Origin of the sequence: Paraburkholderia eburnea (genome assembly GCF_002917095.1) — a bacterium.
GTDB lineage: Bacteria > Pseudomonadota > Gammaproteobacteria > Burkholderiales > Burkholderiaceae > Paraburkholderia > Paraburkholderia eburnea.
In genome coordinates this window covers 203389-219505 of sequence record NZ_PQGA01000002.1, presented here as the reverse complement: position 1 = coordinate 219505, position 16117 = coordinate 203389, and the positions used below count along the sequence as shown (strand labels likewise).

At 65.6% G+C, this 16117-nt stretch carries 19 protein-coding genes; 12 read left to right on the top strand and 7 right to left on the bottom strand.

Translation table 11 applies throughout. The features are described from left to right. The first annotated feature begins 163 nt into the window (after positions 1–163). Positions 164–1465, top strand: a complete 1302-nt coding sequence (locus B0G62_RS05530) for an NCS2 family permease (RefSeq protein ID WP_103703177.1) — start codon at positions 164–166, stop codon at positions 1463–1465. Between the two features lie 199 nt (positions 1466–1664). On the opposite strand, the gene B0G62_RS05525 is transcribed toward B0G62_RS05530, so the two are convergent. After that, entirely contained in the window at positions 1665–1952 is a 288-nt protein-coding gene (locus tag B0G62_RS05525) for a DUF1488 family protein (protein ID WP_103703176.1), read from the bottom strand. A 331-nt stretch (positions 1953–2283) separates the two neighbouring features. Continuing rightward, complete coding sequence (locus B0G62_RS05520; protein WP_103703175.1) at positions 2284–2502, bottom strand: DUF2964 family protein; 219 nt, start codon at positions 2500–2502, stop codon at positions 2284–2286. Positions 2503–2850: 348 nt separating this feature from the next. Between B0G62_RS05520 and B0G62_RS05515 the strand changes: the two genes are divergently transcribed. Beyond that, a complete protein-coding gene (locus B0G62_RS05515; protein WP_103703636.1) occupies positions 2851–4830 on the top strand; it encodes a sigma-54-dependent Fis family transcriptional regulator in 1980 nt (659 codons plus the stop codon). Between the two features lie 79 nt (positions 4831–4909). Next, positions 4910–5242 (top strand): 2Fe-2S iron-sulfur cluster-binding protein, encoded by a 333-nt coding sequence (locus tag B0G62_RS05510; RefSeq protein ID WP_103703174.1) that lies wholly within the window; start codon positions 4910–4912, stop codon positions 5240–5242. 106 nt (positions 5243–5348) lie between these two features. Here B0G62_RS05510 and B0G62_RS05505 read toward each other — a convergent pair whose 3' ends face one another. After that, complete coding sequence (locus B0G62_RS05505; protein ID WP_103703173.1) at positions 5349–5633, bottom strand: DUF4148 domain-containing protein; 285 nt, start codon at positions 5631–5633, stop codon at positions 5349–5351. Positions 5634–5992: 359 nt separating this feature from the next. Here B0G62_RS05505 and B0G62_RS05500 point away from each other — a divergent pair, with 359 nt between their 5' ends. After that, on the top strand, positions 5993–6250 hold the full coding sequence (locus tag B0G62_RS05500; RefSeq protein ID WP_103703172.1) for a DUF4148 domain-containing protein: 258 nt from the start codon (positions 5993–5995) through the stop codon (positions 6248–6250). Positions 6251–6431: 181 nt separating this feature from the next. Here the strand turns inward: B0G62_RS05500 and B0G62_RS05495 are convergent, their stop codons facing one another. The 3 genes from B0G62_RS05495 to B0G62_RS05485 all read right to left on the bottom strand — a co-directional run bounded on the left by B0G62_RS05495 (position 6432) and on the right by B0G62_RS05485 (position 7318). After that, the gene (locus B0G62_RS05495; protein WP_103703171.1) at positions 6432–6797 is read right to left on the bottom strand and encodes a hypothetical protein; all 366 of its coding nucleotides are present in this window, start codon (positions 6795–6797) and stop codon (positions 6432–6434) included. A gap of 91 nt (positions 6798–6888) precedes the next feature. Next, positions 6889–7083: a YqaE/Pmp3 family membrane protein gene (locus B0G62_RS05490; protein ID WP_103703170.1), complete on the bottom strand. Its 195-nt coding sequence runs from the start codon at positions 7081–7083 to the stop codon at positions 6889–6891. 40 nt (positions 7084–7123) lie between these two features. Beyond that, positions 7124–7318 (bottom strand): DUF1653 domain-containing protein, encoded by a 195-nt coding sequence (locus tag B0G62_RS05485; RefSeq protein WP_103703169.1) that lies wholly within the window; start codon positions 7316–7318, stop codon positions 7124–7126. A gap of 252 nt (positions 7319–7570) precedes the next feature. Between B0G62_RS05485 and B0G62_RS05480 the strand changes: the two genes are divergently transcribed. After that, entirely contained in the window at positions 7571–7786 is a 216-nt protein-coding gene (locus B0G62_RS05480; protein ID WP_103703168.1) for a hypothetical protein, read from the top strand. Between the two features lie 10 nt (positions 7787–7796). Here B0G62_RS05480 and B0G62_RS05475 read toward each other — a convergent pair whose 3' ends face one another. Further along, the gene (locus B0G62_RS05475) at positions 7797–8543 is read right to left on the bottom strand and encodes a GntR family transcriptional regulator (protein ID WP_103703635.1); all 747 of its coding nucleotides are present in this window, start codon (positions 8541–8543) and stop codon (positions 7797–7799) included. Positions 8544–8713: 170 nt separating this feature from the next. Between B0G62_RS05475 and B0G62_RS05470 the strand changes: the two genes are divergently transcribed. The 7 genes from B0G62_RS05470 to B0G62_RS05440 all read left to right on the top strand — a co-directional run bounded on the left by B0G62_RS05470 (position 8714) and on the right by B0G62_RS05440 (position 15828). Further along, entirely contained in the window at positions 8714–9988 is a 1275-nt protein-coding gene (locus B0G62_RS05470; RefSeq protein ID WP_103703167.1) for a cyanate transporter, read from the top strand. A 236-nt stretch (positions 9989–10224) separates the two neighbouring features. Next, entirely contained in the window at positions 10225–10668 is a 444-nt protein-coding gene (locus B0G62_RS05465; RefSeq protein ID WP_103703166.1) for a hypothetical protein, read from the top strand. A 418-nt stretch (positions 10669–11086) separates the two neighbouring features. Further along, on the top strand, positions 11087–11752 hold the full coding sequence (locus B0G62_RS05460; protein ID WP_103703165.1) for an NADPH-dependent FMN reductase: 666 nt from the start codon (positions 11087–11089) through the stop codon (positions 11750–11752). 376 nt (positions 11753–12128) lie between these two features. Then, on the top strand, positions 12129–12413 hold the full coding sequence (locus B0G62_RS05455; RefSeq protein ID WP_103703634.1) for a transcriptional regulator: 285 nt from the start codon (positions 12129–12131) through the stop codon (positions 12411–12413). A 64-nt stretch (positions 12414–12477) separates the two neighbouring features. Further along, the gene (locus B0G62_RS05450; RefSeq protein ID WP_103703164.1) at positions 12478–13401 is read left to right on the top strand and encodes an aminomethyltransferase; all 924 of its coding nucleotides are present in this window, start codon (positions 12478–12480) and stop codon (positions 13399–13401) included. A gap of 72 nt (positions 13402–13473) precedes the next feature. Beyond that, the gene (gene iaaH, locus B0G62_RS05445; RefSeq protein ID WP_103703163.1) at positions 13474–14928 is read left to right on the top strand and encodes an indoleacetamide hydrolase; all 1455 of its coding nucleotides are present in this window, start codon (positions 13474–13476) and stop codon (positions 14926–14928) included. Positions 14929–15024: 96 nt separating this feature from the next. Further along, positions 15025–15828 carry a transporter substrate-binding domain-containing protein gene (locus B0G62_RS05440; protein WP_103703162.1) on the top strand — a complete coding sequence of 268 codons (804 nt, stop codon included), beginning with the start codon at positions 15025–15027 and terminating at the stop codon, positions 15826–15828. Positions 15829–16117 lie beyond the last annotated feature (289 nt).

The following is a 16117-nucleotide window of genomic DNA, read 5'->3' as shown; positions in this document are numbered from 1 at the left end:
GGTTCCACGCGTTCGCTGCACCATTTCTGTTCAGCCCGGACAATTGTTTACAATCCCGCCCGTAGCAGCGTGACCCGGCATCCGCGACGCCCTCCGTCGCCCGCCCGCCGACGCCGATCTCAACAACAAACTAACCCGCTCGACTCTCAAGGGCCCGATCTTCATGGACGCCATCAAACGCTATTTCGGCTTCGAGGAAGCAGGTACCAACCTGCGCACCGAAGTCCTCGCCGGTTTCACGACCTTCCTTACGATGGCCTACATCATCTTCGTGAATCCGTCGATTCTCGGCGATGCCGGTATGCCCAAGGAAGCCGTCTTCGTCGCCACCTGCATCGTCGCGGCGCTGGCGTCGATCGTCATGGGCCTTTATGCGAACTATCCGATCGCGCTCGCGCCCGGCATGGGCCTGAACGCGTACTTCGCCTATGCCGTGGTCAAAGGCATGGGCTTCACGTGGCAGGCCGCGCTCGGCGCCGTGTTCATCTCGGGCTGCCTGTTCTTCGTCGTCACGCTGCTGCGCGTGCGCGAGGCCATCATCAACGGGATTCCGCATTCGCTGCGGGTGGCGATCACCTCCGGTATCGGCCTGTTCCTCGCGATCATCTCGCTCAAGACCTCGGGCGTGATCGTCGGCAGCCCGGCCACGCTCGTCGAACTCGGCAATCTGCACGATCCGCACACGATCCTCGCGATCATCGGCTTCTTTGCGATCGTCACGCTCGACGTGCTGAAAGTGCGCGGCGCGATCCTGATCGGCATCGTGGGCGTGACCATCCTGTCGTTCTTCTTTGGCGGCAACCAGTTCCACGGCGTCTTCGCGATGCCGCCGTCGATTGCGCCGACCTTCGGCCAGCTCGACATCAAGGGCGCGCTCTCGGGCGGCATCCTGAACGTGGTGCTGGTGTTCTTCCTCGTCGAGCTGTTCGACGCCACCGGCACGCTGATGGGCGTCGCGAACCGCGCGGGCCTGCTCGTGCACGGCAAGATGCACCGTCTGAACCGCGCCCTGCTGGCCGACAGCACCGCGATTCTCGCGGGCTCGGTGCTCGGCACCTCGTCGACCACGGCTTATATCGAAAGCGCCTCGGGCGTCCAGGCGGGCGGCCGCACCGGCATGACCGCGCTGACCGTCGCCGTGCTGTTCCTCGCCTGTCTGTTCATCGCCCCGCTCGCGGGCGTGGTGCCCGCCTACGCGACCGCGCCGGCGCTGCTGTACGTCTCGTGCCTGATGCTGCGCGAACTCGCCGACCTGCCGTGGGACGACGCCACCGAAGTCGTGCCCGCCGCGCTCACCGCGCTGGCGATGCCGTTCACGTACTCGATCGCCAACGGCGTTGCATTCGGTTTCATTTCGTATGCGGGACTGAAGCTGCTGACGGGCCGTGCGCGTCAGGTGCGCCTGATCGTCTGGATCATCGCGGCAGTGTTCCTGTTCCGCTACTTCTATCTGGCCGGCGGCTAAGCCGGCAGCGAGGCGTCGCGGCGGATGATTTGAGCGCCGCCAAAGCAAAAGCCCCGCAACGCGCAATGCGTTGCGGGGCGTCGCTGGGATTCGCTGGGATTATTTGTCGGTCGGGCCGCAAGGTCGGGCCGGGGATTCAGGCCAGCAGACCGATCCGGCTTGATCCATCTGGATCAGGCTGACGCTAGAAAGCAAGACTTCAGGACGCGTGCGCCTGCACGAAGCGCACGTAGCCGCTGCGCAGCGTCAGGCACTGCGCACGCGTTTCAGAAAGCAGGCGGCGCGCGACCGCCTCGATGCGCTCACGATGATGATCGAAGGCGTCCAGCACATCCTCGGCACGCGGCGATGCGGCGCCAAAATGATCCTCCAGCGCCGCCGCCGTGATCGTACATTCCACCCTCTCTCCATCGATCATTGCCGGGAACGCCAAGGTCAGTTCGCGCCCTGAGTATTCAGGGGCCTCGTTCGGAAACAGGATCTTCATGGGAGTCGCCTTAGGGTTGGGAGTGAGCGGGGCCGCGCCTTCGATGCACCTCCTCGGCATGCACGCGGTTCAAAACGTCGACCGCCGCACGTCTCGCTTCGCGAACCCGTTGCGGCGGTCGATTTGATTCACTTTAGGACACTTCGCGCGGCTGGCAAGGTCGACTTTGTCACACGAGCGAAATGTTCCTCGCGGCCCTGTTTTTCAGCGTCTGCTAAAGCGTTGAATCCCGCGGACGTTGTGCGCGCAAGCGCAATTCGCACCACGCCATCGTCACGCAGGACATGACGCAATGCAGCGTCGCGCAAGCACTTGCATCGAGCCGGAAAGCTCAGGATTCGCGATGCCGGCGATGTTCGATTTCGACGTCTTTGGGATGGACCGTCAGCATCGCGACGAAGGCGGCGATTCCGCCCGCCACGATCGCCATGCCGTAATCCACGTAGATGTGCTCGTCGAAGAGCAGGCCGTGGATGGCCAGCGCGAGACCCGCCAGCGCGGCAAAGACGGCTAGCGCCGCCACCAGGATCCTCAATTCGCCATGGACCATGATGCACTCCGCAAGGGAGCCGCGACGGCCCTGAAAACCCGTACTGCCTGTTGGCGCCGCCGCCGGGACGCCGTTGCGCGTCCCTGTCTTCATCCTGGCACCCATGCGCGGAAAGGCAAGCCGTAGTTGCAGGCCGGCTCGCCGGGCAGCAATTGCCCGGATGTGGCGCGCTCTCGCGTTCCTGTACCATGGGTCGATTACCTGCCCCGCGCGCACGGGCCGTCACCGGGATTCGTCATGCTGCAACGCAGCGGCGAAATCGGACGTCAGCGTGCGCTCCCGGCAGACACGAGCAGCCAGCGCGAACGTATTGGAACGTATCCGAACGCGTCGCCAGCCGGCCAGAACATGGAGACACGCGTGACCCGACGCCCATCCGTCACCGTCAAGCCACCCGACGCGGCCCGCGCGGATGCGATCGCCCAGGCGCACGCGCGCTCGCGCTCGCTTGGCCTGCGTGCGAACGCGACACCCGAGTTCGACGCGCTCGCGGCCGCCGACCTGCGCAATCTGATCGACGCGAATCACACGCTCTACCATCAGGCGCGGCCCGTGATGGACGCGCTGCATGCGCAGATCGTCGATACCGAAAGCATGGTGCTGCTCACCGACCGCAACGGCGTGATCCTGCACAGCCTGGGCGACACCGATTTCGTCGAAAAGGCTCGCCGCGTGGCGCTGCGCCCCGGCGTGTCGTGGGCCGAGCGCGACCGTGGCACCAATGCCATCGGCACGGCGCTGGTCGAGGGGCAGCCGACGACCATCCACGCCGGCGAGCACTTCCTGCGCGCGAATCACATCCTCACCTGCTCGTGCGCGCCGATCGCCGATCCATGGGGCCGCACGCTAGGCGCGCTCGACGTGAGCGGCGAATCGCACGGTTTTCACAAGCACACGCTCGCGCTGGTGAGAATGTCGGCGCAGATGATCGAGAACCATCTCTTCAACACCGAGTTCGCCGATGCCGTGCGTCTGCAGTTTCACGCGCGCGCGGAGTTCATCGGTACGCTGTACGAAGGACTCGCGGCATTCGCGCCCGACGGCACGCTGTTGTGCGCGAACCGCAGCGCGCTGTTCCAGTTCGGCGCGCCGCTCGCGACGCTGCAGCAGCGCGGCTTCGACACGCTGTTCGGCATCTCGTTCGCGGCCTTCCTCCAGCGCCTCGTGCAGGCGCACGCCAACCCGAATACGCCGCTCACGCTCACGTTGCCGAGCGGCGTGCGCGTGGTCGCGCAAGGCACGCCTGGCGCGGCGGTTTCGCGCGCGCAGACGGCATGGCCCGCGCCTGCGGCCGCTGCGCCGCCAACCGCACGCAGCGAAAGTAAAAGCGCGCGCACGAATTCCGCCGACTGGCAGCCCACGCTCGCCGATCTCGACACCGGCGACGCCCGCGTGGCCGCCGTGCTGGAGCGCGTCGCGCGGGTGCGCGGGCGCGACATCCCCGTGCTCGTGCTGGGCCGCACCGGCACCGGCAAGGAATGGCTCGCGCGGGCGCTGCACCAGGATTCGCCGCGCCGTGACGCGCCCTTCGTCGCGCTCAACTGCGCGGCGCTGCCCGATTCGCTGATCGAAGCCGAATTGTTCGGCTACGAGGACGGCGCGTTCACCGGCGCGAAACGGCGCGGCAGCCCCGGCAAGATCCAGCAGGCGCACGGCGGCACGCTCTTTCTCGACGAAATCGGCGACATGCCGCTGGCGCAGCAGGTCAGGCTCATGCGCGTGTTGCAGGAACGCGCCGTGACGCCGCTCGGTGGCACGCGCGCGGTGCCGGTCGATCTGCGCATCGTCTGCGCGACGCACCGCGACCTGCGCGCGATGATCGCCGAAGGCACCTTCCGCGAGGATCTCTATTACCGCATCAACGGACTCGCCGTGACGCTGCCGCCGCTGGCCGCGCGCACCGATCTGGATGCGCTCGTCGCGCGCGTGCTGACGCTCGCGCGCCGCGAAATTCCCGCAGCGCCCGCGCGTATCGCGCCCGAGGTGCGCGCCTGCTTCATGCGTTGTCGCTGGCCCGGCAACCTGCGCCAGTTGGCCAATGTGCTGCGCACCGCCGCGATCATGGCCGAAGGCGAGGACGCGATCGAACTCGCCCATCTGCCCGAAGACCTGATGGACGATTGCGACAGCGCCGACGACGCGCAAGCGCCCGATCTGGCTGTCGATCCGTCAACCGCCGTGCCGGAGGCGTCGCCCGCGCGTCTCGCCGACTGGCAGGCGCGCCTGATCGACGACACGCTCTCGCGCCACGGCGGCAATGTCTCGGCGGCGGCACGCGAGCTGGGGCTGGCGCGCAATACGGTTTATCGCCATTTGCGGCGGCGATGAGGAACGCGGCGGGGCGTCGCCAGGTTCCAGCCGGGTTCCAGGTTAAGCTTCGCGGCGACGCTTTACCGATCGCCCGCCCATGAACCCCGACGCACCCGAACCCCTCCCAGGCGAACACGCCGAAACCCATGTACCGGTCGTGCGCGTGGAGCCGCTGGGCGGCGAATTCGACGCGCCGCCCGAACTCACCCTGCTCGAAGCCGCCAGTTTTGCGGGTATCCGCCTGCCGCGCCTGTGCCGCAACGGCACCTGCCGCACCTGTTTATGCCGCGTGGTGAGCGGTGAAATCGGCTACACGATCGAATGGCCAGGTCTTTCGCGCGAGGAAAAAGCCGAAGGCTATGTGCTGACCTGCGTGGCCGTCGCGCGCACGGATCTGGTGCTCGACGTGCCCGACGCGGAATTTTCTTGAGCCGGTAGTAAACGCAAAAACGGCCCGCGATCTGGTCTCGCGGGCCGTTTGTTTCCTGCTCAGGCGCTGGACGCCTGCCGGTCGTGGTGAGCTGGCTGCTTATTGACTATTGACCGCCGAAGTACACCGACTGCGGACCACGGCGAGCCGCTTCCGAGACATAACCGGCGCCAGCCGCCGACGCGCTGCTCACGCCGCCGTAGGCGCTGTCCTGGGTGACGGCTGCACCGGTGCCTGCGGCAACGACGTTCTGATTACGGCTCGTTTGCTGGAATTCGACGAGTTGGGCGCGCACCTGATCGCGCGTGAGACCCTGATCGGTCTGGGCAAAAGCGGCCAGCGGCGCGGCGCAGGCAGTGGCAATGACGACAGCTCGAATCAGCGACTTCATGATGGTGACCTCCGGAATTGTTTGAATCGCCCGACATGCTGCATCGCGATGCGCGTGTTCGAGCGTTGCCTGAATTCTAGGCAAGCGCCTGATCCGGATATATGGTGAAGTCGGCGAATTCCAGTTGCGGATTTCGCAATAATCGATTTACCGCGGCGCAATAATATGACCCTAAATCTCTTGCGTACGCTGTCTATCTCTGCGAAATAATCAGACAAATTGCTCTATCAATTGTTGTCGCCAGGAGAACACTGAATTCGTTTTCTAAGTATTTACCCTAGGCCTCCGAACGTCTACATTGCTGCCATGGGTTACGCCATCGCGTGAACCCCTCAAAAAAGAAATCGGAGGTAGTGGAAATGAAATCGCTTCTTGGAGCAGCGCTCCTCGCCGCAGTAGTCGCCGTCCCGGGCGTTTCGTACGCTCAGTCGCAACAACCGCTCACGCGCGCCGAAGTTCGCGCCGATCTGGCCCAGCTCCGCGCTGCCGGTTACGATCCGAGCGACTGGATGCACTATCCGCAAAACATTCAGGCTGCTGAGCAAAAGGTTGCCGCCGAGAAGGCCAACACCGCCTACGGCTCGTCGACTGGCACGACCTCGCAGTCCGGTCAGTAAACGCTGGTACGAAATGAGGGCCGCAGATTTGCGGCCTTTATTTTTTGGCAGCGCCCAAAGCATCAGGCCCGCCGCTCTCTCGAGCCGCGGGCCTGATGCTTTGTGCCTATATTCCGGCACCACTCTGCCGCCCTGCTTTGCCGAGCTTTTCCTCTAAACGGCTAGCAAACGGCAACTGCGGTTAGCGGCCACCACCGCCGTGGCCGCCGCCACCATGGCCGCCACTGCCCCGGCCTCCGCCGCCGTGACCGCCACCCGACGGGCCCCACGGGCCGCCATGACCGCCACCGCCATGCGAGCCGCCATAGCCGCCGCCCCATGGCCTGCCGTGATCGCCGCCGTGCCAGTGATCCCCACTGTGCCAGCGATCCCCACCTCCGCCGCCCCAGACACCGATATTGACGCTGCCATAAGCAGGCGCGACGTAACCCGGCGCGTAGCCGTCATCGTAATAACCCGGTTGGCTGTATCCATAGCCATAGCCTGGCGCCACCGCACACCCAGCGAGCAGGGTGATGGCGCCGAGTATCAGCGCAATCTTGAACATGACGTGTCTCCTTTCCCTATGTAGGAAAGGGGAACCGTTATGAAGTTCTCGCTGAATTGTGAGCGCGGATTACGAATGTAACCGCGAGCGCTCAATTGCGGCGGCCAAAAGCGTCGTTGATCTTGCGATCGGTCTGATACTGGCTGAGCGAGTAAACGGCCCAGATGGCGGCGGGAATCCAGCCGATCAGCGTGATCTGCAGGACCAGGCAGATGATGCCGGCGATCGGCCGGCCAATTGTGAAGAACAGCAACCAGGGGACGATGAGCGCAATCAGAAGACGCATCTTGGGCAGAACCTCGCAAACGGTGCGGGAGAAAGAAAAATCAGTTGACTGGCGCGAAACGCGGCACGAGTGAGCCTTCGAATTCGACCAGTTCGAAGAATACGGAAGCCGGCCGCGTCCAGATCGTACCGTTTGCCGCGCGGTACACGATCATCGTGACGGAAGGGTCCGATTCGAGCGTCGCTTCGCAAACGAGTTCATAAAATCCGCCCTTGTAGTGCCGATAGCGCACCATTGTGTTTACCTCGTCGATTGCGCAAGACCGTCTTGCAGAATGCGTTAGTGTAGCAATGACGTTCGCGTGGCGTGTGGCTGGCCGGTCCGCGCCATGCCGCCGTAGAGAATCGGCGGCACGTTTTAATACGCAGTCCGGATCAACTGCGTACAAACCTGCGCTCACCCGCATACCGATATTTTTTTCGCGCTGGCGCAAGGCTTTTTGTCGTGCAATAACTCTATCCGTTATCACACTCGCTGGAGCCACGCGATGGCCACGCTCGAAGCCTTCCGCACCGTACTCGACGATCCGCATACGCCCGAGATCATCCGCAATCACATCATCGATTCGCTGCAATATGCGCTGCGCAATCACGGCCAGATTTTCGCTTCCAAAGAAGTCGAATGGCTCTCGACCTGGGACGACGCACGTATTCCGTTAGCGGCGTCGAAAGAATTGAAACGGCGGGTCGCGGAAGTCAGCTAGGCGCGAGCCTTCACTCCGCCCGCGCGGCGAATACCGCCTTGAGGTCGTGCCCTGAGCGCAAGCGCGACTGACGCACGATGCGCTCTTCGATTTCGTCGAGGTGCTCGCGCATGGCCGCAAGCGCCGCGGCCTGCTCGCCGCTCTCCAGCGCCGCGCTGATCTGCGCGTGCTCGTCGGGTGCGCATGAGGTGCCCTTCGACGGATCGAACAGCGCCTTATAAAGCTCCGTCTTCGCGACCAGTTGCGCGAGCGCCGCCACCAATGCGGCGCCGCCCGCCAGTTCGGTCAGCAGCAGATGGAACTGGCCCGCGAGCCGCACCGCTTCGTCCACGCGGCCTTCGCGCAGCGCTTTCTTTTCGCTGCGCACGTGCGCGGCGAGCTTGCGGCGCATGCCCGCGTCGAGCGTACCGCACAGACTCACGACCACGCCCGCCTCCACCACCTGACGCGCCCGAAAGGCAGCACGAATGTCTTCTTCGGACGGCGACGGCACGAACGCGCCGCGATTCGGCGCGAGCACCAGCTTGCCTTCGAAACCCAGCCGCGCCAGCACCTTGCGCAGCGCGCCGCGCGTGCAGCCAAACGCCGCGGCGAGTTCGCGCTCGACCAGTTGCTGACCCGGCGCGAGCTTGCCTTGCAACAGCGCCGAATTGATTGCGGCATAGACCTGCGCTTCGACGTCGTCATCGTCGCCGGCGACGGTGGGCGGCGCTTCGGTTGAGTGAGCGGTGCGTGAGGATCGGGTCGAAGAAGCCATGAAGCCATGCGCGTGAAAGGACCAGCCAGCATTGTAGCGATGCCGCCAGGCGCGCGTAATCCACCGTGAGAACACGCGAGCGCTATACACGGCATAGCTGCCGGCCACCCTGATTGTTGACAATCAATCGGTATAATGGTCAACCAAATTAGCATTGAAAGGTTGACCAAATGCATGTTTCATCCGACCCCGAAAATGCCCGGACAGCGGACGCCAGCGCTCTCGTCTGGTACGCCATCATCGTCGCCATCGGGCTGAATCTGCGGCCGCTGCTCACGTCGATCAGCCCGCTCATGACGACGATCCGCGACGCAACCGGCCTGTCTTTCTACGGCGCGTCACTGCTGACCAGCCTGCCCGTGGTGGCAATGGGGCTGGGCGCGTTCGGCACGGGAATGCTGGCGCGGCGGCTGGGCGAGACGCGCGGCGTTGCGCTCGGCCTCACCGCGATCGCGGCGGCGTGCGGCGCACGTGCGTTCGCCGCGACGGGCGGCGCGCTCATGCTCACCGCCACGGCGGCGGGCGCCGGCGTCGCCGCCATCCAGGCGCTGCTGCCGGCGGTGATGAAACAGCGCTTCGCGCAGCGGGTGCCGCTGGCGATGGGACTGTTCTCGGCGTCGATCATGGGCGGCGGCGGTCTGGGCGCAAGCCTGAGTCCGCTCGCGGCGCGTCTGGGCGGCTCGTGGCATATAGCGCTGGCCGTCTGGGCCGTGCCCGCTCTGCTGGCGCTCGCGCTGTGGATCTGGCTGAATTACCGTGAAAGCGGCCGTGAAAACGGCAGCGCGCGGACAACGGCAAACACGAGGGCGGCGCAAGGCCAGGCCCATCACGCCGCGGTGCCGGTCTGGAGGAAGCGCCGGGCGTGGACGCTCGGCCTGCACTTCGGTCTGGTCAACGGCGGTTATACGAGTCTCGTGGCCTGGCTGCCCGCGTACTACCAGCAGCACGGCGCGAGCGTCGCGGCCAGCGGTTCGCTGCTGGCCGCCATGACGGTCTTCCAGGCCGCCTGCGCCCTGCTGCTGCCGCTCGCGGCCGCGCGTTTCACGGATCGCCGCCCCTGGCTGATCGCCGGGCTGTGTCTGCAATGGATCGGCGTCGTGGGCCTCGCGGCCTGGCCCGAGGCCGCGCCGCTGCTGTGGGTCGCGGCGGCGGGCGCGGGCCTGGGCGGCACGTTCTCCGTCACGCTGGTGACCGCGCTCGATCATTCGGGCGACCACCGCATCGCGGCGCGGCTCGTCGCGTTCGTGCAGGGGCTGGGCTTCGTGATCGCCGCGCTGGCGCCGGTCGTCGCCGGGCGCGTGCGCGACCTCACGGGCGGATTTACCGCTGCGTGGGTCATGCTGGCCGTGTCGATTTCGGCGATGATCGCGCTCACGCTGGCCTTCTCGCCGCGCAGCTACGGGCGCTGGCTCGGCCTGCATGGGAGCGCCGCGCTCGACGTTTGATCCGTCGCCACATACGCCAGTAACACAGGCCACCTTCAAGGCGCGACGCCGCGTCCGCGCAACACTCGCACGCGCTGCGCCGTCAAACGTTTGCATTCACCGCTGTACGAATGTACAGTGCGTGCAGCCCGGTTGCCGTACCGGGCTTCGCCGCCTGCGGGCGTGCCCGCCAGCCCGCGCACCGTGCGCGGCCGACGCGGCCGGGCGGCCCTGCTCATCAAAACGGAGATCACGACGTGCGATTCATTTTGACGGGGACGGTGCTGTGCGTCCTCGCGTCCACCGCGCTCGCCGGGGAACACTACACCGAGATCTGGAATCCGCCCGAGGCGCGCACGCCCGGCGTCCATCCGGCTTCGCCCGACAAGAAGGCACACGCGCATCACACGAAGAAGAAGCTCGCAAGTGTCGAGCGCCCGGACACGCGCAAGATCGCCGAACCTGCCATGCGCGCTCCGGCGCCGACCGTGCCGATGCTGCCGAACGGCACAGCCGGCCAGGGCGGCGCGTCCGGCCGTGTGAAGTCCAAAAGCGACGGTCTGCCCGAAATTTCGCCGCAGATCGGCCCGGACGGCAACGTCCTGCAGGTGAGCTACGCCGTCCCGGCACACCGCCAGCAGCGCCAGTCGATCCCCGCGCTCAAAACCCTGCCCAACGTGCCTGTCGCTCGCGCGCAATAAGACTCGATCAGCCTCAATCGGCCTCAATCGGCCCGCGCGGCCCGGCTATCGGCCTCTCCCGCCCCAACGTCTCCAGAAATCCAGAAAAAAAGCGGCCCCGCCACCTTGCGGTGCGGGGCCGAACCCATGTCAAGGAGATGCTCATGGAGGAGACGGTTTCATCGTAACGATGCCCGCACGCCCGACCAACCAATGCTTTCATCTATGTATATGGCGCGGGGTGCGCAGAGCGGAACCCTTGTCCGGCGCATATCGTTAGAACAAAAAGTCGTTTCGCGCGACATGGCGCGGTCACTAAGATGGCAGTTCCGACGTGAACGCATTCTTTGCGCCGGCCCGTAGCCGCCAGACGCGTTGCCGCGCGCCCGCGGCGACGTATTCCGGACACGGGCCCCACCGCTTACCCGAGGAGCACCCCTTGAGCATTCCCGATTCCAGACACCGCCCGCTCGTCGTCGGCATCGGCGGCACGACGCGCGAAGCGTCCTCCACCGAACGCGCGCTCGCTTTCGCGCTGCGCGGCGCGGAGCAGGCCGGCGCGCGCACGCAACTGTTCGGCGGCACCTTCCTGCACAGCCTGCCGCACTACGCCCCCGAAGCCGCGACCCGCACCGACGCCCAGCTCGAACTGATCGAAGCCGTACGCGCCGCGGATGCCGTCATCATCGCGACGCCGGGCTATCACGGCGGCGTGTCCGGCCTCGTCAAGAACGCGCTCGACACGCTGGAAGAACTGCGCGCCGACGAACGCCCCTATCTCGACGGCCGCGCCGTGGGCTGCATCGTGACGGCCTATGGCTGGCAGGCCGCGGGTTCCGTGCTGACTTCGCTGCGCTCGATCGTGCATGCGCTGCGCGGCTGGCCGACGCCGTTCGGCGCGGGCATCAACACGCTGGAAACGCGCTTCGAAAGCGCGCATCAGTGCTCGGATCCCAAGGTCGTCGATCAGCTCTCGACGGTGGGTCAGCAGGCCGCGCAATTCGCGCTCGCTTTCAATACGCAACGTGCGGCGCACCCCGCGCACACGATTTCGACGAGCGCCGCTTCCGCGCGCAATGAAGACCGCTTGAGCGTCGCGGTTTAACGCCGCGCCCGAAACAAGCAACGAACGACGAGGCGCCGCGCGCCTCGTCTCGCTCAGCCGCTGTTGCCACCCGCAGCGGCAACTTCCCCGATCGACCGCTCCCCTTGCGAGCGCCAGCGCACAGATGCGCTCGCCTTGCGTCGGCCATCCCACAGACGCCGCGTATTGCGCGATCCACAGTGGAGCCGGGCACACCAGCTCGCCTCATCGCGATCATTCTGCTGACCGTTCCAGTCCGCCCGTGATTTGCTTGCGACGAAAGATTGGTTCCCCTCGCGCATGGCAGCCCCTACGCTGGGTTCGTACTGGCAAACGCACAGGCGAGGTACACATGCGCAATTCGCATACGAGCAGAACGCAGCAGGAGTTGGAGGCCATGAACGCACCCATCCGCTACAAAGGCTACGAGGTCGCGCCCAGCGCGCAGGCATTGCCCAACGGGCTGTACGCGGCCAATCTGACGATCGGCACATCCGGCGCGCCTTCAGGCAGCCAAGCCGGCAATCAATCCGGCACGTCATCCCCGGGCGCGCGCGGCGGCGCGAGCCGGAAGATCGTTTCATTCGACGCACTGGACTATTTCTTCGACGAACGCCACGCGCTGGCGTACGCGTGCCGCTGGGCGCGCATGTGGATCGACGAGCAGCGGCGCTGCGCGTGATCGAGCGGGTCGCCTTACGGTTATGACAGAATAGGAGTCACATTACCGTCATCCTTTACGCTCCATGTCTGAAACCCTGACGCCAATCGACGACGTCGGCGCCGCCGCCCTCGCCGCCCAGGACGCCGCGCTGCGTCACTGGACTCACGACACGCCAGGGCCCATCAGGATCGGATCGGACGAACATCTCAAGATGTTCAGCCGGATGTTGCTCGACACCCATGATCCGTACCGTCCCGCCGTGCTCGACTGGCCGCGGCTCGAACCTGACGCGCTGCGGCGGCTGACCTCGCTGCCGATCTGGGACATCGCCGTGCAGACCGAAGGCCGCGCGTCGATCCGCGTGAAAACCTACGCGAAAACCGTGCGCGATCCGCTGCTGCGCGAAGCCATCGAAATGGACGGCGACGAAGAAGCGCGCCACAAGGTCGTGCTCTCGCATCTCGTGCAGGCCTACGGCATCGAACTCGCGCCCGAACCCAGCTACCCGCCGCCGAAAGATCCCGAATGGGCATGGATGTTCACGGGCTACAGCGAATGCATCGACAGCTTCTTCGCGTTCGGCCTGTTCCGCTCCGCGCAGCGCTCGGGATTTTTCCCCGCCGCACTCGTCGAAACCTTCGAACCCGTGATCCAGGAGGAAGCCCGCCATATCCTGTTCTTCGTGAACTGGGTGGCGTGGTATCGCAAGAATCTGCCATGGTGGCGCCGCCCCTGGCACTCGCTGCGCGTCGGCGCAATCTGGATCAAACTGGTGTGGGACCGCGTGGCGATCGCACGCGGCATCGACGCGGACGGCGTTGCGCACGATTCGAATTTCCTGCCCGCCAACCGCGAAGTGCTGGGCGATTCGCTCAAGCCGCGTGAGATGATCGAACTCTGCCTCAAGGAAGACCAGGAGCGCATGAGCGGCTACGATCCGCGCCTGTTGCGCCCGCGCGTCGTGCCAGGGCTCGCGCGCCTCGCGCTGCGATTCATGAAGAAGTAAGCGCACCGGACACGGCAGGCGCAATCACGATCACAACAAAGCTACATCACGGCTGCACGAGGAGAAGACTGCATGACCTGGACTGTCGACCAGCAGCTGGAACTGACCTCGACGCAGGCCGTCGAAGCGATTCGCGCCGGACGGCTCAAGGCCGCCGACTATGTCGCCACGCTGATCGCGCGCGCCGAGGCGCTCGCCAATCTCAATGCGCTCACCGCGCTCGACGTGGAAGGCGCGCTCGCCGCCGCGCAGCGTATCGATGGGCTCAGCGCCAACGAACGCGCGCATCTGCCGCTCGCGGGTCTGCCCGTGGTCGTGAAGGACAACATCAACACCCGCGTCCTGCCCACCTCGGCGGGCACGCCCGCGCTCGAAGGCTTCGTGGCCGCGCGCCACGCGCCGTCGGTGCAACGCCTCGTGGACGCAGGCGCCATCGTGCTGGGCAAGGCCAACATGCACGAACTGGCGTTCGGCATCACCAGCACGAACCTCGCGCCCCATGCGGGCCCCGTGCGCAACCCCTGGGACCCCGAACGGATTCCCGGCGGCTCTTCGGGCGGCACCGCCGCGGCGATCGCGGCGCGCATCGCGCCCTCGGGTCTTGGCTCCGATACCGGCGGCTCCACGCGCATTCCCGCCGCGCTGTGCGGCATTGTCGGCCTGCGTCCGAGCGTGGGCGACGGCGGCACGCAGCGCCGCTACCACGACCCGCAGGCCGTCGTGCCGATCAGCCATACGCGCGACACGGTCGGGCCGATGGGGCGCACGGTCGCCGATGTCGCGCTGCTCGACGGCGTGATTACCGGGCTCGGCCCGCTCTCCCAGGCGCCCGTCACGAATCTGCGCATCGGCCTGCCCGCGCCGTTCTGGGCCGGACTCGAAGCCGCGACCGAGGCGGTGGCGCGCGCCGCGCTCGCGAAACTCGCAGCGGCGGGCGTCACCCTCGTGCCGGTGGAGATGAACGACATCTTCGCGCTCAACGACCGCGTGAGCATGGCCATCGCGCTGCACGAACCGATCGACGATCTGCAGGCCTGGCTCACCGCCAACCAGACCCCCGTGCAAACCGTGGCCGACGTAGCCGCACGCATTGCGAGCCCGGATGTACGCGCCGCCTACGATGCGATCCTTGCCGACACGCGCGGCAGCGACTATCAAACCGCCATGACCGTATGGCGCCCGCGCCTGCAGCAGCTTTACGCGCAGACCTTCGCCGCCAATGGCCTCGACGCGCTGCTATTTCCCACCACCCGCCTCGCCGCCGTGAAGATCGACGAACTGAACGGCTCGTCGAGCGTGTCGATCGACGGCGGCGTGCCCATCGACGAACTGGAAGCCTATCTACGCAACACCGATCCCGCGAGCAATGCCGGCATCCCGGGCCTGGCGCTGCCCGCCGGACTCACCGATGCGAACCTGCCGGTCGGACTCGAACTCGACGGCCCCACGGGAAGCGACCGCCGGCTGCTCGCCATCGGCCTTGCCTTCGAGGAAATTCTCGGCACGCTCCCCGCGCCGGGCATCTGATTCCGATCATCAATGCAGGATACCGAATCAATCCGATTTTGTAACACGCAGCACCATCACAACGTAGTTCTTACACAAACGATCAGGAGACAGGTGATGAAGGTATCGAAGCTCTTTCTCGCAGGCGCACTCGCGCTATCGTCCCTCGGCTTCACTGCCGTGGCCGCGCACGCCGAAGACCTGCTGGACAGCGTGAAGCAGGCGGGCGTGCTCAAGATCGGCCTGGAAGGCACTTACCCGCCGTTCGACTCGCGCAATAGCGCGGGCGAACTGGAAGGATTCGACGTCGACGTCGCGAAGGCCGTGGCCGCGAAGCTCGGCGTCAAGCCCGAATACATCCCTACCGAATGGAGCGGCATCATCGCGGCGCTGCAGGCCGGCAAGTTCGACGTGATCGTCAATCAGGTGACCATCACGCCGCAACGTCAGCAGGCGCTCGATTTCAGCCAGCCCTATACGTATTCGGCAGCGCAACTGATCCAGCGCGCCGATGACAAACGCACGTTCACCTCGCTCGATCAGTTCAAGGGCGAACAGAAGATCGGCGTGACGCTCGGCACCAATTACGACCAGATGGCGCGCGCGGTGCCCGGCATCAACGTGCAAACGTACCCCGGCGCGCCCGAGAAGCTGCGCGACCTGGCCGCGAAGCGCATCGACGCGACCATCGACGACCGTTTGATGCTGCCGTACATCATCAAGAATTCGCAGTTGCCGCTGCGTCCCGGCGCAGTGCTCAAGGGGGCGAACCAGGAAATGGGCATCCCGTTCCGCAAGGGCAATCCGAAGTTCGAAAAAGCGATCAACGACGCACTGACGCAATTGAAGCAGGACGGCACGCTCAAGAAGATCTCGATGCATTGGTTCGGCAGCGACGTGACCGTGCCGATCGCGCAATAAGCGCAGGCATCGATCCTCGCCGCATCGACAGCGCCGATCTCCCGCGAGATCGGCGCTGTTGTGCTTTCAAAAACAGAGATTCCCCAACGCGGCTTCACCGCGCCTCAAGCGCGCGTCACAGAGTTTCGGCTACACTCCCCGCAGCAAGGCAAGCCCGCGCGGCATCGCGCGGTTCTCACCTCACCAGCCCTTTCTGCGCCGATGTCTCGAACCCGTCACGCTAATTCGTCGCGTCCTTTCAGGCGCCTTCGCCTCGCATCGCTGACCGCCGGTTTAGGCGCTGCGCTGA